23 protein-coding genes and 1 riboswitch are annotated in these 20,178 nt (G+C 39.0%); of the genes, 17 read left to right on the top strand and 6 right to left on the bottom strand.

Annotation, left to right across the window (positions count from 1 at the left end; translation table 11 throughout):
- Positions 1 to 34 precede the first annotated feature (34 nt).
- Together D1B33_RS06415 and D1B33_RS06410 are read right to left on the bottom strand one after the other, a co-directional pair.
- Entirely contained in the window at positions 35 to 529 is a 495-nt protein-coding gene (locus D1B33_RS06415; RefSeq protein WP_118875541.1) for a hypothetical protein, read from the bottom strand.
- Positions 526 to 936, bottom strand: coding sequence for a hypothetical protein (locus D1B33_RS06410; protein WP_118875540.1), 411 nt, complete (start codon positions 934 to 936; stop codon positions 526 to 528). The genes D1B33_RS06415 and D1B33_RS06410 overlap by 4 nt, the downstream gene beginning before the upstream one ends.
- Positions 937 to 1,134: 198 nt before the next feature.
- Between D1B33_RS06410 and rpmG the strand changes: the two genes are divergently transcribed.
- The 4 genes from rpmG to D1B33_RS06390 all read left to right on the top strand — a co-directional run bounded on the left by rpmG (position 1,135) and on the right by D1B33_RS06390 (position 4,496).
- The gene (gene rpmG, locus D1B33_RS06405; RefSeq protein ID WP_008408521.1) at positions 1,135 to 1,284 is read left to right on the top strand and encodes a 50S ribosomal protein L33; all 150 of its coding nucleotides are present in this window, start codon (positions 1,135 to 1,137) and stop codon (positions 1,282 to 1,284) included.
- Between the two features lie 70 nt (positions 1,285 to 1,354).
- Positions 1,355 to 1,945 (top strand): 5-formyltetrahydrofolate cyclo-ligase, encoded by a 591-nt coding sequence (locus tag D1B33_RS06400; RefSeq protein WP_118875539.1) that lies wholly within the window; start codon positions 1,355 to 1,357, stop codon positions 1,943 to 1,945.
- Positions 1,942 to 2,148, top strand: coding sequence for a YqgQ family protein (locus D1B33_RS06395; protein ID WP_118875538.1), 207 nt, complete (start codon positions 1,942 to 1,944; stop codon positions 2,146 to 2,148). Before D1B33_RS06400 ends, D1B33_RS06395 begins: the two co-directional genes overlap by 4 nt.
- Before the next feature lie 437 nt (positions 2,149 to 2,585).
- The gene (locus tag D1B33_RS06390) at positions 2,586 to 4,496 is read left to right on the top strand and encodes an LTA synthase family protein (protein WP_118875537.1); all 1,911 of its coding nucleotides are present in this window, start codon (positions 2,586 to 2,588) and stop codon (positions 4,494 to 4,496) included.
- 94 nt (positions 4,497 to 4,590) lie between these two features.
- Here D1B33_RS06390 and D1B33_RS06385 read toward each other — a convergent pair whose 3' ends face one another.
- Entirely contained in the window at positions 4,591 to 4,770 is a 180-nt protein-coding gene (locus tag D1B33_RS06385; protein ID WP_118875536.1) for a DUF2759 domain-containing protein, read from the bottom strand.
- A gap of 160 nt (positions 4,771 to 4,930) precedes the next feature.
- Between D1B33_RS06385 and D1B33_RS06380 the strand changes: the two genes are divergently transcribed.
- The gene (locus tag D1B33_RS06380; protein WP_118875535.1) at positions 4,931 to 5,575 is read left to right on the top strand and encodes an MBL fold metallo-hydrolase; all 645 of its coding nucleotides are present in this window, start codon (positions 4,931 to 4,933) and stop codon (positions 5,573 to 5,575) included.
- Positions 5,576 to 5,754: 179 nt separating this feature from the next.
- On the opposite strand, the gene D1B33_RS06375 is transcribed toward D1B33_RS06380, so the two are convergent.
- Both D1B33_RS06375 and D1B33_RS06370 read right to left on the bottom strand, forming a co-directional pair.
- Entirely contained in the window at positions 5,755 to 5,997 is a 243-nt protein-coding gene (locus tag D1B33_RS06375; RefSeq protein WP_118875534.1) for a DUF2626 family protein, read from the bottom strand.
- A 116-nt stretch (positions 5,998 to 6,113) separates the two neighbouring features.
- Positions 6,114 to 6,818 (bottom strand): helix-turn-helix transcriptional regulator, encoded by a 705-nt coding sequence (locus D1B33_RS06370; RefSeq protein WP_118875533.1) that lies wholly within the window; start codon positions 6,816 to 6,818, stop codon positions 6,114 to 6,116.
- A 290-nt stretch (positions 6,819 to 7,108) separates the two neighbouring features.
- On the opposite strand from D1B33_RS06370, the gene comGA reads away from it, so the two are divergent.
- The 10 genes from comGA (at position 7,109) to gcvPB (ending at position 15,933) form a co-directional block, all read left to right on the top strand.
- Positions 7,109 to 8,119: a competence type IV pilus ATPase ComGA gene (gene comGA, locus D1B33_RS06365; RefSeq protein ID WP_118875532.1), complete on the top strand. Its 1,011-nt coding sequence runs from the start codon at positions 7,109 to 7,111 to the stop codon at positions 8,117 to 8,119.
- The gene (comGB, locus tag D1B33_RS06360) at positions 8,100 to 9,164 is read left to right on the top strand and encodes a competence type IV pilus assembly protein ComGB (protein ID WP_118875531.1); all 1,065 of its coding nucleotides are present in this window, start codon (positions 8,100 to 8,102) and stop codon (positions 9,162 to 9,164) included. Before comGA ends, comGB begins: the two co-directional genes overlap by 20 nt.
- Positions 9,165 to 9,185: 21 nt before the next feature.
- Positions 9,186 to 9,509, top strand: a complete 324-nt coding sequence (gene comGC / locus D1B33_RS06355; RefSeq protein WP_199677378.1) for a competence type IV pilus major pilin ComGC — start codon at positions 9,186 to 9,188, stop codon at positions 9,507 to 9,509.
- Positions 9,510 to 9,511: 2 nt separating this feature from the next.
- Positions 9,512 to 9,967, top strand: a complete 456-nt coding sequence (gene comGD, locus D1B33_RS06350) for a competence type IV pilus minor pilin ComGD (RefSeq protein ID WP_118875530.1) — start codon at positions 9,512 to 9,514, stop codon at positions 9,965 to 9,967.
- Positions 9,968 to 9,983: 16 nt separating this feature from the next.
- On the top strand, positions 9,984 to 10,274 hold the full coding sequence (locus D1B33_RS06345; RefSeq protein ID WP_118875529.1) for a hypothetical protein: 291 nt from the start codon (positions 9,984 to 9,986) through the stop codon (positions 10,272 to 10,274).
- Positions 10,244 to 10,699, top strand: a complete 456-nt coding sequence (comGF, locus tag D1B33_RS06340; protein WP_118875528.1) for a competence type IV pilus minor pilin ComGF — start codon at positions 10,244 to 10,246, stop codon at positions 10,697 to 10,699. The genes D1B33_RS06345 and comGF overlap by 31 nt, the downstream gene beginning before the upstream one ends.
- 201 nt (positions 10,700 to 10,900) lie before the next feature.
- Positions 10,901 to 11,413, top strand: a complete 513-nt coding sequence (locus D1B33_RS06330; protein ID WP_118875526.1) for a shikimate kinase — start codon at positions 10,901 to 10,903, stop codon at positions 11,411 to 11,413.
- Between the two features lie 132 nt (positions 11,414 to 11,545).
- Positions 11,546 to 11,638, top strand: a riboswitch (glycine riboswitch).
- A 364-nt stretch (positions 11,639 to 12,002) separates the two neighbouring features.
- Positions 12,003 to 13,106, top strand: a complete 1,104-nt coding sequence (gcvT, locus tag D1B33_RS06325; RefSeq protein ID WP_118875525.1) for a glycine cleavage system aminomethyltransferase GcvT — start codon at positions 12,003 to 12,005, stop codon at positions 13,104 to 13,106.
- Between the two features lie 24 nt (positions 13,107 to 13,130).
- Positions 13,131 to 14,477, top strand: coding sequence for an aminomethyl-transferring glycine dehydrogenase subunit GcvPA (gene gcvPA / locus D1B33_RS06320; RefSeq protein ID WP_118875524.1), 1,347 nt, complete (start codon positions 13,131 to 13,133; stop codon positions 14,475 to 14,477).
- Positions 14,470 to 15,933 carry an aminomethyl-transferring glycine dehydrogenase subunit GcvPB gene (gcvPB, locus tag D1B33_RS06315; protein WP_118875523.1) on the top strand — a complete coding sequence of 488 codons (1,464 nt, stop codon included), beginning with the start codon at positions 14,470 to 14,472 and terminating at the stop codon, positions 15,931 to 15,933. The genes gcvPA and gcvPB overlap by 8 nt, the downstream gene beginning before the upstream one ends.
- Positions 15,934 to 16,025: 92 nt before the next feature.
- Here gcvPB and D1B33_RS06310 read toward each other — a convergent pair whose 3' ends face one another.
- On the bottom strand, positions 16,026 to 16,412 hold the full coding sequence (locus D1B33_RS06310) for a rhodanese-like domain-containing protein (RefSeq protein WP_118875522.1): 387 nt from the start codon (positions 16,410 to 16,412) through the stop codon (positions 16,026 to 16,028).
- Positions 16,413 to 16,529: 117 nt separating this feature from the next.
- Here D1B33_RS06310 and D1B33_RS06305 point away from each other — a divergent pair, with 117 nt between their 5' ends.
- Both D1B33_RS06305 and D1B33_RS06300 read left to right on the top strand, forming a co-directional pair.
- Positions 16,530 to 17,363, top strand: coding sequence for a lipoate--protein ligase family protein (locus D1B33_RS06305; RefSeq protein ID WP_118875521.1), 834 nt, complete (start codon positions 16,530 to 16,532; stop codon positions 17,361 to 17,363).
- A gap of 236 nt (positions 17,364 to 17,599) precedes the next feature.
- Positions 17,600 to 20,173, top strand: a complete 2,574-nt coding sequence (locus D1B33_RS06300) for a vitamin B12-dependent ribonucleotide reductase (protein WP_118875520.1) — start codon at positions 17,600 to 17,602, stop codon at positions 20,171 to 20,173.
- Positions 20,174 to 20,178 lie beyond the last annotated feature (5 nt).

The raw sequence follows: 20,178 nt of genomic DNA, 5'->3' as shown, positions 1-20,178 counted from the left end.
TTTTCATACCGCCCTTTGGCAATGATTCACTATGTTATTTTCCTGTAATCGTATCGGCAATTTCTTCGATTGACATAGACGAATTTAATTCGAATTGACCTTTTTGTATCGTAGTTGCGTATTCAGGCTGAGCCAAGAATAGTTCCATTTCGACGCTATTGTTGATAATTCTCATATCCTTTAATTTTTGCGCAACTTCCGCCGGCGTCAAGCCTGAATAGATATATAGGGTATCTGTTACGATCTCTTCATTGGAACTTTTCGATTCAGAAGCAGAAGCTTTTAAATCCGTATTGTTTTCTTCCGGTGCTTTTGTTGCCGAAGTTTCTGCTGTTGGTTGGGCCGGTTCTTTTTGTTGAAGTTCAGAGATGGTGTCGTTTGCATCGTTTAATTGTTGTTCCAATGCTGCAATTTTTTCTTTATATTGCGCTTCGGTTGTCCGATCGGAGGAAGTTGAATCAGTGAACGTTAAAAATAAACCCATTATAAAAAATGCAATCCCAAAAGAGCGTAAAGTGGACCTTTTCATCGATTGCCCTCATTCTTTAAAATATCAAGTATTTGTGATTTTGATAGAGTAGACATTTTACTAATCTCCTCGATTGGGTAGCCTTGTTTATTTAGCTGTATGACTTGGTTCACTAATATTTCATTAACTTGGAAAGCCTTTCCGGTGGTGTGGTCTTTGCTTTGCGGCACCGATTGCATATTTCGGCTAAATGACTCTCTCTGTTTGGGTTTAACCGTAAAATTTGGTTCAAGCAGCAACTCTTCTTCGACAATTTTCAACCTTTTTTTGATCGAATTGGTTTCCTGATAAATGCTGATCGATAAATCTTCCAAATCTTGCTCTAATTTTTTGGAAGTATCTTTCAGGAAAAATGAGACTATAATACAAATAATTCCGATTATCATCAAAATGATCGATAAATCCATTTCATTCCTCCGTATTTTTGATATTTCGCAAGTAAATTACCATGGTAAAAATATGTATGTCACTTTTTATATTCTAACATAGGAAAAGTTAATAATAAAACATGCTAGATTTTTTTTTAGTTTATGTTATAATGATTTAGTCGTATAAATCATGCTCAAAATGGAATACAGTCTTGATATAGAGTGGGAGGGTTAATAATGCGCGTAAACATTACTTTAGCTTGCACAGATTGTGGCGAACGCAACTACATTTCTAAAAAGAACAAACGCAACAATCCAGAGCGTCTTGAACTTAAAAAATATTGCTCTCGCGAGAAGAAATACACTCTTCACCGTGAAACGAAGTAAGCATTATTGCCAAAACCACTTGTGGTTTTGGCTTTTTAATTATAAAATAATCTTTTGAGGAATGAGGCCCATGGATCATAAAAAAATGTTGAGAACGCAGATTGCACAGTCTTTGCAAGAGCTAACGATAGAACAATTTCAACAATCATCCCGAAAAATAATGGATCGATTATTGGGGGAGCCTTCTATTATAGAAGGAAATACGATTGCTATTACGATCTCAAATAAGCGCGAAGTGGATACAATTGAATTGATTAAGCAACTTTGGAAGTTAAATAAAACGGTTGTTGTTCCAAAGTGCCATCCGAAAGACCGTACGATGGACTTTTATAAAATCGAGAACTTTGATCAACTGGAAACCGTGTATATGGACTTGAAGGAACCGAAAACGGATTGCACAGTACTTGTATCTCCTGATGAAATTGATTGCATGGTCGTGCCAGGAATCGTGTTTGATAAAAAGGGATATCGGATTGGCTATGGCGGAGGCTATTATGACCGCTATTTAGTCCGTTTTAATGGCAAGTTGATTTCGTTGGCATTTAGTATCCAAGTGGTTGAAAGTGTACCTGTTGAACCGCATGATCAGCCGGTTGATTTAATCCTTACTGAAACGGATAGAATCGAGTGCACTCTAAATCGAAAGGAGCTTCGTTCATGAAAACGATGAAGGATGTCTATGACTTGTTAAAACAATATGGCATTTTTATATATACTGGCGATCGAATCGGAGATATATTATTGATGGAAGAGGAGATCCGGGAGCTTTATAAAGGAAGGATATTAGAGCCGACACAATTTCAATCCGCTCTTCTCATTCTTAGAAATGAAAGTTCAAGACTTCAAAAAGAAGAGAAAATCTAGTTTTAATTTGAAGTGGAAGATGCAACAGTTTAATTTTAATAAAAAAACGGAAACAGTGGAATATTTCCACTGTTTTAATTTGGGAACCTTTTTGTTAATGAAACGTAAATAATTATAGTGGCAAATTAACATTTGTAAAATTTGTATAATAGGATGGGTTTTTCGCTAAATTACTTAGTAGCTGCACTATTGATTATTGAAGTAAAAAGGATTAAGATATATTTTGTTTATTATTAAATTTGTATATTTTATGTAAAGCTAACTTGATTTTCAGCTTTCTTCCATGGGGAAACCCACTGAAAAGAAGCAAAAAACCTTCGGCGGATGTTTAAATACTCAAATCAACCGCACTGCGACGAAAATTTGCAGCAGCACAATAACGCCAAGGTGCATTTGATTGTATATATTTTTAACTTTGTAAGAAAGGATGTTTTGGAATGAAATCGATTAAATGGCCTAAACATTCGATATTAGCAATTGCCATTATAGCCACCTGGATAAAAACCGTCATTGTCTATCATACAAGCTTTGAAATGGATATTGAAAATGCAATGCAGGAGTTAATCTTGATCATTAATCCATTAAGCTTTATTTTATTTGCTTATGGCATCTCTTTATTCTTTAAAACATCAAAAGTAAGAAACCGTTATTTAATAACAATTAGCGTGCTTTTGGCCATTGTCTTGTATGCAAATGTTGCATTTTACAGTTTTTATAATGACTTTATTACTTTTGCGGTTTTATTCCAAACAAGCAACTTCGGTGATTTGGGAGGTTCCATTTCCGAAATTATCAATATAACGGATTTGCTTTATTTTGCAGACGTCATTGTTTTGATTTTAGCCATTAAGTATGTCCCTAAAGTAAAGGAAATGTCGCCGGTTAGACCGCAAATGCGCAAAGCTTATTTTGTCTTAACGATGGCGGTTTTATTCCTGAATCTTGGTTTGGCAGAAACAGAACGTCCTCAATTATTAACGCGTGCATTTGACCGCGAGCTGCTTGTTAAAAATATCGGTACATATAATTATCATTTGTACGATATCTATGTTCAATCTAAGTCAAGTGCCCAACGCGCATTGGCAGATGGCAGCTCATTGGTGGAAGTGGATAACTATGTCCAAGCAAACCAAGCTTCGGTAAACCCGGAAATGTTCGGTAAATATAAAGGGCGAAATGTTATTCTGGTGCAGCTGGAATCCCTGCAAAGTTTTGTGATTAATAATGAGATGAATGGCCAAGTTGTAACGCCATTTTTAAATTCATTGACAAATGACAAAGATACATTCTATTTCAGCGATTTTTATCACCAAACAGGATTAGGAAAAACGAGTGATTCAGAATTTATCGTAGAGAACTCGCTATTCGGATTGGGCCGTGGAGCAGTATTCTTCACGCATGGCGGAAACACCTATAATTCAATGGCGGAAAAGTTGGGTGAAAACGGCTACTTTACGAACGTCATGCACTCTAATAACTCTTCATTCTGGAACCGAAATGAAATTTACAAATCGTTTAATATTGATAAGTTCTATGATATCGAATCCTATGATGTAAACGAAGAGAATTCGGTAAACTGGGGTCTGAAGGACATTCCATTCTTTGAACAGTCCGTGGATTTAATGACTGGAATGCAGCAACCATTTTATTCAAAAATGATTACTTTAACAAATCATTATCCATTCACGTTGGATCCGGAAGATATTATGATTCCTGAATATACTTCAAATTCAGGAACGTTGAATCGTTATTTCCAAACAGCACGTTATTTGGACGAATCAATTAAAGTATTCTTCAATGAACTAAAAGAAGCCGGACTGTACGATAATTCGATTATCGTAATGTATGGCGACCATTATGGGATATCGGAAAACCATAATAAAGCGATGTCAATGTATCTAAATAAAGAAGAGATTACACCTTACGACAGTGCGTTATTGCAATCTGTTCCATTATTCATCCATGTTCCGGGATCCGGAGATGGACAGGAGATTGACAAAACAGCTGGCCAAATTGACTTGCGGCCAACAATACTGCACTTGCTGGGAATTGAAACAACAAATGATATGCAATTGGGAGCAGATATTTTTTCCGATGAACATGAAGACTTCGTTATTTTCCGCGATGGCCGTTTCGTAACGGATAAATTAGTATACGCTGGGGAAGTATGTTATGAACGCGAAACAGGGGAGCCAACAGCAATCGAAGCGTGTCAGCCGTATATCGACAGATCGCTGATTGAGTTGGACTACTCCGATCAAATTATCAATGGCGATTTATTGCGCTTCTATGATGAAGAAACAGGCAATCTATTGCAAGAAAAGCTTGAAGAAAAAATAGAAGAATAAGTTAAGGGCTGCCTCTTTGGAGGTAGCTTTTTTATATGGAAGAGCGGTAAAATGAAAAAACGAGGCATTTAAGGATGCCTCGTTTTTCATGGAATTAATGTAATTTTGGCGGGTAACCTTGATTTAATACGGTCATGATTACGAACCATCCAAAAATAGCTGCAGTAGCTACGCTAAAAATGATCGCTAGGATATTTTTTTGTTTAATTGCTTGAAAGAAGTTTACTACTGCGAAAATTGCTACTAACGCGAAAATAATCATTAATAAGTTCATAAAAGCACTCCTTTCGACACTACTGAATGTATGTCGATAAACAATATTCCATTATATTGTAAATCACCTTTACTTGTTTGTCGAGAAGAAATAATAGAACAGCCTGCGTGGCGATGTTATTTTTTTCTAATGTATGTATAATAATCAAGAGGTGATTTTCATGTTAAACGTAAAAACATTCAGTTTAGGACCGGTACAAACGAATTGTTATATTGTTAGCAATAAACAAAAAGAATGCATTATATTCGACCCGGGCGAAGAAGCGTCAAAAATTGTAAAGGTCATAAACTCCAATCAATTAAAACCAATCGCCATTTTTTTAACCCATACCCATTTTGATCATATAGGGGCGGTTGATGCTTTAAGAGAGCAGTTCAATTTACCGTTGTATGTGCATGAAAAAGAAGTCGATTGGCTTGGTGACCCTTCAAAGAATGGCTCAGGAAAGTATGCGGAGCTTCCAAACTATATCGTAAATAAACCATTGGCCGAACATATTATCCGTAACGAACAATTATTTGAGTTAAATGGCTTTACGTTCAAGGCGGTGTTTACGCCTGGCCATTCTCCAGGCAGCATTTCGTATCTATTTGAGGAAGATGGCTTTGCAATCGTGGGGGATACATTATTTGAAAGAAGTATTGGCCGGACGGATTTAGTGGGGGGATCTTTGGGGGTGCTTTTAAAATCAATTCATGAGAAATTGTTGGCATTGCCCGAAGATACAATTATATACCCGGGACATGGATCTTATACGACCCCAGCAGAAGAAATGGATCAAAATCCGTTTCTGAATGGATTTTAATTGGAATTCAAGCTTGGATTGAACTCTATCAAACATTGCAACAAGCTTTACGAAAACCCTTATAGGACTATAGAGCCCTGTAAGGGTTTTTTTCGTAGTCTTAGCCATGTTGAAGGGGGAGTTTCACAGGAGGAGCCAGAAACAAAAAACATCGACTGATTTACAGTCGATGTCAAGGATTAATGGCCTGCACCCGGTACGTGGATAAATGTAGCGTAGTACGTAAATCCAGCGAAGAATATTGTTAAATATGCTCCGAAAATGTACATGTACATGCGTTCTGTCAAGTTTAAAAATCCTAATAATAAGAATAAAATAGTATTACCAACGAATAATAGCGAAACCTCGTACATATCACCAAGATAGAACATAACGGCAAAAATACCAGTCCAGAATGCCATCACTTTATACATGTTACTCATGTAATATCCCTCCTTTTGCCAATCGACACAATAATCTCAACTTTTATTATAAATGATTCCAATCGATAATGTAAACCGCTACTTGAATTTTGTTGTAAGAAAAAGGTAGATGTTTTCTAGAAAAATTCTTTTTTCAACTCTATTTTATATTCGCAATTTATACAATCATGGATCATACTTTCAAATTGCACAAACTCATTTTGTTGAAAAAGGGCGTCAACTTGTCCCTTTAGAAACGACTCATGCAATAGACAGATTATCTCATTATCGGTATCTAAATGATTATTGAATGGACAATGGTAAATAGAGAATTGAATACTTTTCCCTTCGGTTGTTTCGGAAATTTGAGGGATATAGCCAATCAATGAAGCAGAGGAAGTGAGCAATTGGATTTTGTCATTAAAATCCAAAGAGGTTGCTTTATAACTTTGGATCGCTTCTCTCATTTGTTTCCGGCCATCTTCGTAACTGATTTGTTTTGCCGTCTCGATCGCTTCGCTTCCCAATTTCTCTATCAGCTGTACTGCCCATGTAATTAAGCGGCTTTCGTCTTTTCTGGGGAAACTTAGTTCAATCCCTTGTTCCGTTGCTTTATATTCACGGCCAGGGCGGCCACCTTTACCGGATTTCACAAAATCTGCAGTGATTAAATTGATTTCGCTTAATTTTGTTAAGTGAAGCCGAGCTACATTGGGGTGAATCCCGAATTGGTCGGCAATCGCTTGAACGGTAAATGCTTTTTTTTGTTGCAGCAAGTACTCGTATATATGATAGCGAGTTTCGTCAGCTAACGTTCCGGTAATTTTTAAAGGATGAATCATGGTATCACCTCTACTAGTATTTTACTTTTCTTACAGTTATATTGTAACTTTTCTAAAATAGAATTGATAGAGATTTTAAAAAACAATACTGCAGGATAGCGTAAAAATATATTTTCGAGTCTTCTTTTTTGGGAGGGTGGTTCTTTGCTTCGAAAAATAGCCTTTCCGGCTATTGCAAGAGGTGAAAAATTAATATTAAGAAAAAGGGTTTTTTAATCAACTTCTCCAAGCTATACTATCGGTAAGTTAGCGGTCAAATAGTTGGTTCTTAAATCAGGAGGTGTGTTGGTTTGGATATTGAATCCGTGATTGAAAACAAGAGTGGACAGTTATTGTTGAAGGCTCTCCATTTCGGGGCATCTGACATTCATATTGTTCCACAGGAAGGCAACTATGCTACCCATTTCAGGAAATATGGAAAACTATTTCCTTCAAGTGAGCTGCCAATAGAATTAGGCGATCGGATTATTTCATTTTTTAAATTTTTATCTTCCCTTGATATTAGTGAAAAGAGAAAGCCCCAGAGCGGAACCTTCCACAAAGAAGTTTCCAATAAGCTATATTCATTTCGGGTCTCTACTTTACCCTCTGTTTTTAAAAAAGAGAGTCTTGTTATTCGTATTATGGTACAGAATTCAACGCTTCCCATTTCATCGTTGTCCCTGAATCCGGCTTCTTCGAATAAGCTTATTCAACTTGCTTCCAACCGCCAAGGATTATTTCTGTTTTGCGGTGCTACGGGGTCGGGCAAAACCACATCATTATATTCATTGGTTAACTATGCAAGCGAAAAATTAGCACGGCACGTAATTTCTTTGGAAGATCCAGTGGAAAGCAATCATTCGAACTTACTTCAAATTCAAGTAAATGAGCGAGCAGGAGTTACTTATGCTACAGGTTTGAAGGCAATCCTGCGACATTCTCCCGATGTTATCATGATAGGGGAAATTCGAGATAGGGAAACAGCCCACATTGCGATAGAAGCGGCACTCACCGGGCATTTGGTGCTTTCTACCATCCATGCAAAAGACACGGTTAATTGTATCTATCGATTATTGGATTTAAATATCTCTATTGAAGAAGTTAGACAAGCTGTTGTAGGAATCGTGGCCCAAACATTGGTTCATGCAGGAAATGACGAAAGAAAAGCGGTTTATGAAATTTTGTCTGATTTAAATCTGGTTGATGCGATTGCAACAACAATGCGTGGAGAGTTATATAGGATGCCGTCTTCCGAGACGTTAGCAAGTCAACTGGCTTCATTTGAGGTGAGAAAAAGAAATGCAACATCTATTTTCTAAACTTAGTTCTGCACTAAACAAGCCAAAAAAGAAAATTCATCAATTGCCCTCCTTCCTTAATCGGTTAAGTACACTGCTGCAGGAAGGCTATACGTTTTCCGATTCTATCGATATGCTGCTTCCTTATCATGTTGATGATCTCGAATATTGGCGGACAATTGTTCAAGAAAAACTACGGAACGGGGAAAATGCAATCAATATATTACAGTGCTTTCCCATTCCGAAACATTTTTTAATCGTCATTCAAATTTCAGAAGAAAGCGGAAAACTGGCTGAAAGCTTGCAAACCATCTCCCAACAATTAGATTTTAATGAAAAAATGAAGAAAAAAATCATCAGTTTATTAACCTATCCCGTTTTATTAAGCATTTTTATGATTGGTATCTTTTTCGCGTTCCGCACTTACTTTTTGCCGAATATCACCCAAATCATCAATACAAGAACAAATTCGGACAGTGAATCTTCTGTATTCCTATCTTCTTTATTTTTGAGGCTTCCAGACGTGTTTGTCATAGCCTTGTTAGTTTTACTAACCCTCGTTTTAGCTTCTTTGCTCTACATCAAACGACAAGAAATCCATACGCAAATTAAAATATTAATGAAAATTCCATTCTTTAATTACTTCTACAAATTACATTTAACAAAACAATTGGCCAAAGCGCTGGGAGATTTATTGGTGGGTGGATTTGCTTTACAGCAAGCATTGGAGATTCTGCAATCTCAGCAATTAAATAAAATTCTCTCTTATGTCGCAAATGAAATTGAAAAACAGGTTATCTATGGCGAGTCTCTTTCCGTGGCAGTCTTTAAATTGGAGTGGTTTTTTCCTAATTTCGAAGAATTTATCAAACATGGTGAAAAAAGTGGCTATTTAGGGAGGGAGTTGTTAATTTATAGCGAGTTGTTGGATGAAAAGCTTCAATTTTTTATAAAAAAAGGCGTTTCCGTCATGCAACCATTATTTTTCATAGTAATTGCGATCAGTATTATAGCTGCCTATCTCAGCATTCTGCTGCCGATGTATGAATTGATTGAAATAATATAAAGGAAGTGTATACAAGTGAAAATCAAGAATGAAAAAGGATTTACTTTAATTGAAATGTTAATTGTGTTGCTCATTATATCGGTATTGATATTGGTGACCATCCCAAATGTGACGAAACATTTTGCTTCTATTGATAGTAAAGGATGCGAAGCTTACGTGAAAATGGTGCAAGGTCAAGTGGAGGCATATAAAATTGACCATCATGCAATTCCTACCCTGGAAGCGCTGAAAGAAAAGGAATACTTGCCCAAAGATGAAGAAGCTGCTTGTCCAAACGGGGATTCAATCCAAATTAATGCTGATGGCAGTGTAACCGCAGTTGTTACAAAAAGTGAAGTGCAGTAAAAATGGTGGAATCGTTTCAAAAGCATTTGAAAAATAGCAATGGTTTTACATTAGTTGAAATGCTGCTTGTGCTTTATATTGTTTTACTGACGACCTCAATGGTGTTTCATGCAACAGCAAATATTTCGGAAAAACGTATCGTGAACCAATTTTTTCAGCAACTCATGCTGGATATACAGTCAGCGCAAGCAGTTGCAATTGAAAAAGAAACGCCAATCACTGTTCGATTTATAGATGAGTCCCATTTTAGCGCCAATTTTTTATATAGTGGAAAAATCGTATTTGAAAGAGAACTGCCGAAAAACATAAAGTACAATAAGCACAGCAATACCAAAGCGATTATGTTTACTGCAAATGGGAACATTGGCGATTTTGGAACGATTAGATTTTATACAAGGTTTGGAGAGGTTCGCTTGGTAGTAAATATACAAGAAGGGCGGATGAGAATAATTGAATAGCAGGGGTATAGCGTTTATGGAGACTTTGTTATCCGTCGTTATTATTTTAATGCTTACAGGTTCATTAATTCCGTTAACAAATCACTTGAAAAGCAGTTTATATAATCAAAAAACGGAACTTCATGCCTCTGAGACTGCCTTGCAAGCAGCCAAAATGATAAAGACGCTATCAATTGCAGGCGGAATGATTTTAATTGAGCAAAATCAATATGAATGGACCTATGATGGTGAGCAAATATGTGTGGGATTTAATAATACACTTGGAGCGCAAAGAAAATGCATTACTCGAAACGAAACAAACATTTAAATGGCAAAGGCTACACATTGCTGGAGGCGTTATTTAACTTCGTTGTATTTATTATGCTTTCACAGATTGTCCTTTTGGTTCTGGCATGGATTCAACAAATGAATGCAACATTTTTAACGAATGAAGGGGCAGCTTGGGAGCTCTTTATCCAGGATATGCAGCAATATTTTGTTGAAGTAGAAAATGTCAGTTTGTCCAGCGACTCAACATCAATCGATATCTACTACCCAATACAAACCATCTATACCATTAATCAAAGTGGGGATGTTCTTCGGCTCAAAAAGAATGATGGCAATGTTCCATTATTAATAGGGATAAAATCGGTATTCTTCAAGTGGGACAATCAGTTTATTTCAATTGAAGCGACTTTTCAAAACGGCATTAAAAAGGAGCGGAAATTTTTTGTTCAAAAAAGTCAGGAATGAAAGAGGCGGATCCTTTGCAGCAGCTATCATGTTACTTTTTCTCGCAACTTCTTTTATCTCCTTCTATTATTTATCATATGAATCGCAAATAAAATTGTATAATTCATTGGAATTCGCCAATGTTCGTGCTACGATAAACTTACTAGAGGAAATTGGCAGTAAATAGTAGGGAGATTTTTGGAAAGTCAAGAAGGTGATAGCATGCGAAAAATATACTTAGTAGGCTTCATGGGATGTGGTAAAAGCGCTATCGGACGGAGATTAAGTTATTTTCTTAGAATGCCGTATTACGACATGGATCATGAAATCGTTAGACAACAAGGGATGACGATACCCGAAATATTCGAGAAATACGGAGAGGCCCATTTCAGAGCTTTGGAGACGGAGTTTTTGCAAAATTTTCGCAATGAGGCTTGTATAATTGCTACGGGTGGAGGAGTCGCATTAAACGAAGAAAATCGTAAAATTATGCGAAGGTCCGGATTGGTGTTTTTTTTGGATGCGAACTTCGAAGACATATATGTACGTATCAAAAATGATAAAAACCGGCCAATTGTTCAACGTTCTACAAAAAAGGAGCTGGAACAGCTCTATTACTCCCGGAAGAAATTCTATCGGTCGGCCGGTCATATTAGAGTCTTAACGGCTGGCCGAACAATCCGTCAAATCGTAGAGTACATTGGTTTTCAGGTAAATCGACTAAAAGGCGAATGATTTTTATATTGAATAAAGAAATGTTCGCCTCTGAACTATTTTTAAAAAAATATTGCCTTTACATAGCGTTCAATGTTAGGATATAGCCAAGAGAATCAAATCAGTACATTAATATGGTTGATATTGACGCGGATGATTGTGCGGGGAGAGAACGTTTAAAGCGTCGCCGAAGGAGCAAGTAGCAGCAACTATGAATCTCTCAGGCAAAAAGACTCGTACAGGACGCAACTCTGGAGAGCGCTGTTGTTTTAGCTTTGTTTCGGGGTTTGCCCCAAATGAAGCTAGCCTTGATTTGGGTGACGCTTTTTTTGAAGCTGAAAAAAGTTAGCCGAATCGTCGCTTGTGCGGTAGATTTGCTAATCTGCAGCGTGCAGATTCAAGCAAATGGCAGATCTACGCTTAGATTCATCAAGGCGAATTGGATTAAAACAAACAGCCACCAAAGGGGAAAGCCAAATTTTTTCTACTTCACAAAAAAGATGATTTGGTGTAACTTTCAGGTGCAAGGACAGGGATTCCTCATATTTCATAGAGGATTCGTCTGTCCTTTTTTATGTTAGGCCTAAAAAACTGTTAGGGGGATTGAGCCTTGGGAACTGAACTAAAAAGAACGCCGTTATTTGATGAATATGCAAAATACGGAGGCAAAACAATCGATTTTGGTGGATGGGAACTACCCGTACAATTTTCTTCAATAAAAGAAGAACATGATGCAGTCCGTCATCGTGCAGGTCTTTTTGATGTTTCCCACATGGGAGAAATTTTGGTGGAAGGTACAGATGCTTTAAGTTATCTGCAGTATCTTTTGTCAAATGATATTTCAAAAATTGAAATCGGCAGCGCCCAATATAACGCCATGTGTTATGAAAATGGCGGAGTTGTGGATGATTTGCTTGTTTATCGACTTGGAGAACAACAATATTTACTTTGCGTGAATGCAGCAAATATTGAAAAAGATTACGAGTGGATGAAAGGACATGTCTCAGGTGATGTGACTATTGTTAACCAATCAGATGAATATGCTCAAATTGCACTACAAGGCCCACTAGCTGAGGAAGTACTGCAAACATTGACTGACGTGGACTTAAAATCTTTAAAATATTTTAAATTTATCGACAATGTATCCGTGGCGGGGAATAAAGTACTTTTATCTCGTACCGGCTATACAGGGGAAGATGGATTTGAATTTTATGGTGAACCACAGGCCATTATCAATGTTTGGTCTGCAATCCTGGAAGCAGGCAAAGAAAAAGGAGTCGTACCAGCTGGTCTTGGCGCACGTGATACATTGCGTTTTGAAGCTTGCCTGCCGCTTTATGGGCAAGAGCTTTCAAAAGAGATCTCGCCGCTTGAAGCCGGTATTGGATTTGCGGTTAAATTGCAGAAATCAAGCGATTTTATCGGAAAAAGTGCATTGGCTTCCCAAAAGGAAAATGGGGTTCCAAGAAAAGTCATTGGAATCGAAATGGTGGATAAAGGGATTCCTCGACATGGCTATAAAGTCTACAAAGATGGAATTGAAATCGGAGAAGTAACATCCGGTACGCAGTCGCCTCTAACAAAACGAAATATCGGGTTGGCTTTAATCGATTCGAATTTCGCCCAATTGGATAATGAAGTGGAAATAGAAATTCGAAATAAACGTTCAAAGGCTGTTACATGTGCAACACCTTTTTATAAACGTTCAAAATAATTCGCGAAAGTAGGTTTTAAGTAAATGAAACATCGTTATCTTCCTATGACGGAGCAAGATCAAAAAGAGATGCTTGCAACGATTGGCGTTGAAAGTGTAGAAGAGTTATTTTCGGATATTCCAGAAAGTGTGAGATTCCAAGGGCTATATAATATAAAAGAAGCAAAATCTGAATTTGCACTATTAAAAGAATTAAAGCAGTTGGCAGCTAAAAACGAAGATACGGATTCGAATGTATCCTTTTTGGGAGCAGGGATCTATAACCACTATAAACCGGTAATTGTTGATCATGTGATTTCCCGTTCGGAGTTTTACACAGCTTACACGCCGTACCAGCCTGAAATCTCGCAAGGTGAATTGCAAGCCATTTTTGAATTCCAGACAATGATTGCCGAGCTGACTGGCATGGATTTGGCAAACTCCTCCATGTATGATGGCGGTACTTCATTGGCGGAAGCAGGTATGCTTGCTGCAAGCCACACTCGCAGAAAAACAATTTTAGTATCTGAAGCGATTCATCCGGAATATCGTGATGTTGTTGCCACATATGCGGCTGGACAATCAATCGATATCGTAACAATTCCTGCGAAAAACGGCATTACTGATTTGGATGCGCTAAAAGGCCTTTTGAACGAAAACACTGCTGCGGTCATGGTACAATACCCTAATTTCTTTGGACAAATTGAAGATCTTCAAACAATCGGCGAATTGACGCATGAAGCGAAAGGATTATTTGTTGTATCGGCAAATCCTCTTTCACTGGGAATCTTAACGCCTCCAGGGAAACTTGGGGCTGATATTACAGTAGGGGATGCGCAAGTTTTCGGTATTCCGGAAAGCTTTGGCGGCCCATACTGCGGCTATTTTGCGACAACATCAAAGTTAATGCGTAAAGTGCCTGGACGTTTAGTTGGGGAAACAGTCGATTCAGAAGGAAAAAGAGGCTATGTTTTAACTCTTCAAGCACGTGAACAGCATATTCGACGTGAAAAAGCTACGTCCAACATTTGTTCCAACCAAGCATTATTGGCTCTTGCTGCATCTGTAGCAATGACAGCACTTGGCAAACAAGGTGTTCAAGAAATGGCGAAGCAAAATATCGCCAAAACGCGATATGCCAAAAATGCTTTTGAAGCAGCCGGTTTTGAAGTAGCATTCCAAGGGGCGCACTTTAACGAAATCGTCGTGAAAACAAATGGTTCCGTAACAGAACTTAACAAGCAATTATTGCAGGATGGAATCATCGGTGGCTTTGATTTGGGCCGCGTTTATCCTGAACTGGAAAACCATGCATTAATTGCTGTCACAGAGTTGCGTACAAAAGAAGAGATTGACTCACTAGTTGAGAAAATGGGGGTTTACAATGCATAACGAAAACCAATCACTCATATTTGAATTATCAAAAGAGGGCCGAGTAGGATATAACCTGCCGGAATTGGATGTTCCCGATTTTGATTTAACGGAATTATTGCCGGAAGGCTATGTGCGACAAGAAGCAGCTGAATTGCCTGAAGTGGCTGAATTGGATATTATGCGTCATTATACAGCGCTATCGCGACGCAACCATGGGGTGGATTCCGGTTTCTATCCACTTGGTTCTTGCACGATGAAATATAATCCAAAAATTAATGAAAATGTTGCCCGTTTTTCTGGATTTGCCAATATCCATCCATTGCAAGACGAATCCACTGTACAAGGTGCAATGGAATTGCTTTATGACCTGCAAACTTCTCTAGTGGAAATTACAGGAATGGATGAAGTGACATTGCAGCCTGCTGCTGGAGCTCATGGAGAATGGACAGCCTTGATGATGATTCGTGCATTCCATGAAGCAAATGGCGAAGGGCATCGCAATAAAGTGATCGTTCCCGATTCAGCGCATGGAACGAACCCTGCTTCTGCAGCGGTAGCTGGTTTTGATACGATTACTGTCAAATCCAATGAAGATGGGTTAGTGGATCTGGAAGATTTACGCCGCGTTGTTGGTGAAGATACAGCAGCGTTGATGTTGACAAACCCGAATACATTAGGTTTATTCGAAGAAAATATTCTGGAAATGGCCGAAATTATCCATGGCGTCGGCGGTAAAGTATATTACGACGGTGCAAACTTGAACGCGGTAATGAGTAAAGCGCGACCAGGGGATATGGGCTTTGACTGTGTCCATTTAAATCTACATAAAACGTTCACGGGTCCTCATGGCGGGGGTGGACCAGGTTCAGGTCCAGTGGGCGTGAAAGCGGATTTAATTCCTTACTTGCCAAAACCGGTGCTGGTGAAAAAGGAAGATGGCACATTCCACTTCGATTATAATCGTCCACAATCCATCGGCCGTGTGAAACCATACTACGGCAACTTTGGAATCAACGTTCGTGCATACACGTATATTCGAACAATGGGTCCAGACGGCCTAAAAGCTGTAACGGAATATGCGGTACTGAACGCTAACTATATGATGAGAAGACTCGAGCCATACTTTGATCTTCCATATAACCGTCATTGTAAGCATGAATTTGTTCTATCCGGCCGTCGCCAAAAGAAACAGGGCGTTCGAACGTTGGATATGGCAAAACGCTTACTTGACTTTGGATATCATCCACCAACAATCTACTTCCCATTAAATGTGGAAGAGGGAATGATGATCGAGCCTACTGAAACAGAATCAAAAGAAACATTGGACGCATTCTGCGATGCAATGATTCAAATCGCAAGGGAAGCGGAGGAAAACCCTTCACTTGTGCAAGAGGCACCTCATACAACGGTTATAGGCCGTCTGGATGAAACGCGTGCAGCTCGTACGCCTGTGCTTCGTTATACAAAAGCGTAGCCTTGCGATTCAATTGAAAGGGGACCTCTCAACTTTGAGAAGTCCCCTTTTTTAAAGAACAAATAAATTAGAACATAATAATTTATATTTTGTTATGCTTTTGTTTTAACTTTTCCAGTCCAGGTTTTGAATCCACCCTGTAATTGATAGACATGGTCGTATCCTTTTTTCTTAAGGAACAATGCAGCACGTGCGCTGCGTCCTGAATTTTGGCAGTATAAGTATACTGGCAAATCTGGACGGATTTCTTTGTAACGTTGTCGAAGCTGTGTTGAAGGGATGTTTCGTGCCCCTAAAATATGTCCAGCTTCAAATTCTTTTACTTCCCGTACATCAATCAGTTGGGCTTTTCGATAACCTTGGATGAATTGATCTTGAGTTAAGTTTGTCACTGCTTTTTTCAGTCGCAGTGTATTTACTAGAACATAGATAATGATAATGCCCAGTATAATCGCAATTGTATAAAGTACTCCAGCCACTACAGTTTTTCTCCTTTCTTTCTACCCTTTCCATTATAAAAGAGAAAGTGGCGTTAGTCCAATCCGTTTGATAAAATGATATTTAGTGTTTAGAAGTTGTCCTAGGAGATGAATGAGATGAAAGCGAAATGGTATTTTATCAATTCAGGGCCATGCAGTCCTTCTTATAATATGGCTTTGGATGAAGCATTGCTTGATTTACATAGTACAGGCGAAATCCCGCCTGTTATTCGATTCTATGAATGGAATCCGGCTACCCTCTCAATCGGCTATTTCCAGAGAGCCCACCGAGATATAGATTTTGAAGCGCTGAACGCTCAGAATTTAGGCTTTGTAAGGCGCCCAACAGGCGGACGAGCTGTTTTGCATGAACATGAGCTGACATACAGCGTCATCGTAACAGAACAGTACCCTGACATGCCTGCTAGCGTCACGGAAGCTTACCGGGTCATTAGCGAGGGATTATTGCTCGGATTTAAAAATCTCGGCTTGGATGCTTATTTCAGTGTTCCGGATACTGAACAGCAAAGAGAAGATTTAAAGAAGCCAAAAAGTGCCGTTTGCTTTGATGCTCCAAGCTGGTACGAGCTGGTTGTGGAAGGAAAGAAAGTGGCCGGAAGTGCACAGACGCGCCAAAAAGGCGTAATTTTACAGCACGGTGCCATCTTGCTTGATTTGGATGAAGAAAAACTATTATCCGTTTTCAAATTTTCTTCCCCGGAAGTGAAAGAAAAAATGCGCAAAAAGCTTCCTGAAAAGGCCGTAGCCATTCGCCAATTAACCGATAAGGACATATCCATTGATCAATGTGTAGATTCGTTTAAAAAAGGATTTGAAGAAGCGTTGGACATTGAATTGGTTCCTTATGAGTTAACGGAAGAGCAGCGCAACTATGTGAAAAAAATCGAAGAAACAAAATATTTAAATGATGAGTGGAACTTCAGGAAATAGGAACGTATGTTTCTTATTCGAAAATTTTTTTTGAATGCCCTAAGTCTCTAATTTAAAGGTTTTTCGCTAGTTTCAAAAAAATCAACCCCTTGAAATGATATTTTTTATAAGGTAATCTTTTCTAGTATATTTTTTGTCTACATCTAGTATTAAATCTTTTCCTCGGGCACAATATGTTGTGTCAACTAGAGGTCTAGATTATACTAGATGTATTATTAATTAAGGGAGGCTGGCAGATGGTATTGGCAAAAGAAACGAAAACAACCATCCTCGTAGAGCAATTAAATAAAGACATCGAGAAATTTCCTCAAGTGCATCCAATCACACCGGAGATGCATATCACGCACAAAGGTGTCTCAAGATTGGTCATGATTGACCGATATTCGTTCAAGGATACCGAAAAGAAAACGTTAAAACCTGGAGATTTTGTTGTATTAACAATTAAAGAAGATCCAAAATTTCCTGCCCGCGGTTTAGGGTTTATTCAATCGATTGATCTGGAATCGAAAAAAGCCGAAATTTTAATTGAAGAAGAATATCGCCATGTATTGGAAACTGCAAACGAGCAAGAAACTGGGATAATCGTTCGTTCCTTGGACGTAATCGAAAAGCCTCTGGAAGTATTCTATGAGCAAATTGCAAAGCGCAATGCAACAGGATTGGCGGCTGTTGAAGAAACGGAAGAAAATAGGCAAAAATGGTTCAATAAGTTTTACGAACAATTGGTTTCATTAAAATTTATTCCTGCTGGACGCGTACTTTATGGAGCCGGCTCCCAGACAGACGTAACATTTTTCAACTGCTATGTCATGCCATTTGTACCGGATAGCCGAGAAGGAATAAGCGACCATCGCAAACAAGTAATGGAAATCATGAGCCGTGGAGGCGGGGTTGGAACAAATGGTTCAACACTTCGACCACGCAACACATTGGCGCGCGGTGTCAACGGCAAGTCAAGCGGTTCCGTCTCTTGGCTGGATGATATTGCGAAATTGACGCATCTTGTGGAACAAGGTGGGTCACGGCGCGGGGCTCAAATGATCATGCTGGCGGATTGGCATCCGGATATTGTGGAATTCATTATTTCCAAAATGCAAAACCCTCGAATTCTACGGTTCTTAATCGAAAATACGGATGATGAACTAATCGCTCGTCTGGCAAACGAAAAACTGAAATTCACGCCATTAACCCAACATGAAGAGGCAATGTACCAAGGGATTGTAAACTATAAAGCAATTCCGGGCCTAGGTGGATTCAATGAAGCCATTATCAAGGAAGCTGAAAGCAAACTAAAAGATGGCGGAAATTACACTGTTCACAACCCAGAGTTTTTAACGGGTGCGAACATCTCGGTAACGTTAACAAAAGATTTCATGGCAGCTGTTGAAAACGATGAAGACTATGAACTTCGTTTCCCTGATGTAGCCAACTACTCGCCTGAAGAGATGGCCATTTACAATGAAAAATGGCATGAGGTAGGGGATGTACGCGAATGGGAAGCATTAGGATACAAAGTTCGCACTTATCGTAACATCAAGGCGCGGGAGCTATGGAATTTAATCAATATCTGTGCAACTTATGCTGCAGAACCAGGCATCTTCTTTATCGACAATGCGAACGATATGACCAATGCACGAAGCTATGGCCAAAAAGTTGTTGCAACAAATCCGTGTGGTGAACAACCACTTGCACCATTTTCCGTGTGCAACCTGGCAGCTGTTAACTTAGCGCAGTTTGCCGAGAAAGAATCGAAGACGGTTAATTACGATGCTCTTCGCGAAACGGTTCGTGTGGGTGTACGTATGCAGGATAATGTAATTAATGCAACACCTTACTTCCTGGAAGAAAACCGTAAGCAGGCATTAGGTGAACGCCGTGTCGGTCTTGGGGTAATGGGGCTAGCGGACCTATTAATCTATTGCGAAAAAGAATACGGTTCAACAGAAGGAAATGAATTAGTAGACAAAATCTTCGAAACAATTGCCGTAACCGCTTATGAAACATCGATTGAGCTTGGCAAAGAACGCGGCAGCTTCCCATTCCTGGAAGGCGAAACCGAAGAAGAAACAACTCGTCTAAGACAAGCATTTATCAACACAGGATATATGCAAAAAATGCCTGAGCATGTGCGCCAAGGTGTACTTGAAAACGGCATACGCAATTCGCACCTCCTAACAGTTGCTCCGACTGGATCCACTGGTACAATGGTAGGAGTAGCAACAGGACTAGAACCTTACTTCTCATTCACTTACTATCGTTCTGGACGATTGGGTAAATTTATTGAAGTAAAAGCAGAAATCGTTCAAGAATATTTAAAAGCCCATCCGGAAGCGGATGAAAACAACTTGCCGCATTGGTTCATCTCTTCGATGGAGTTAAGTCCGGAGGCGCATGCGGATGTACAATGCGTGATTCAGCGCTGGGTGGATTCATCGATTTCGAAAACGGTAAATGCACCTAAAGGCTACACGGTTGAACAAGTTCAAAAAGTGTACGAGCGTCTATATAAAGGAGGCGCGAAAGGCGGTACTGTTTACGTGGATGGCAGCCGTGATTCACAGGTGCTTACGTTAAAAGCAGAATCTTCCCATGATGAACAATTATCATTTGAAGAACTGAATGAAGAAAAAATAAACGAAAAACACCCGGTGGTCTTGGTGGACACGATTGCACCGTTGACAACTACCAATGTCACCATCGGATCGGAAGTTGGAAATACTTGCCCGGTTTGCCGACAAGGAACAGTCGAAGAATTAGGCGGATGCAACACATGTACCAGCTGTGGTGCCCAACTAAAATGTGGTTTATAACATAA

Source organism: Ureibacillus yapensis (assembly GCF_003515775.1).
Classification (GTDB): Bacteria; Bacillota; Bacilli; order Bacillales_A; family Planococcaceae; genus Ureibacillus; species Ureibacillus yapensis.
The sequence above is the reverse complement of the archived record's forward strand: the minus strand, read 5'-3'. Positions and strand labels throughout refer to the sequence as shown.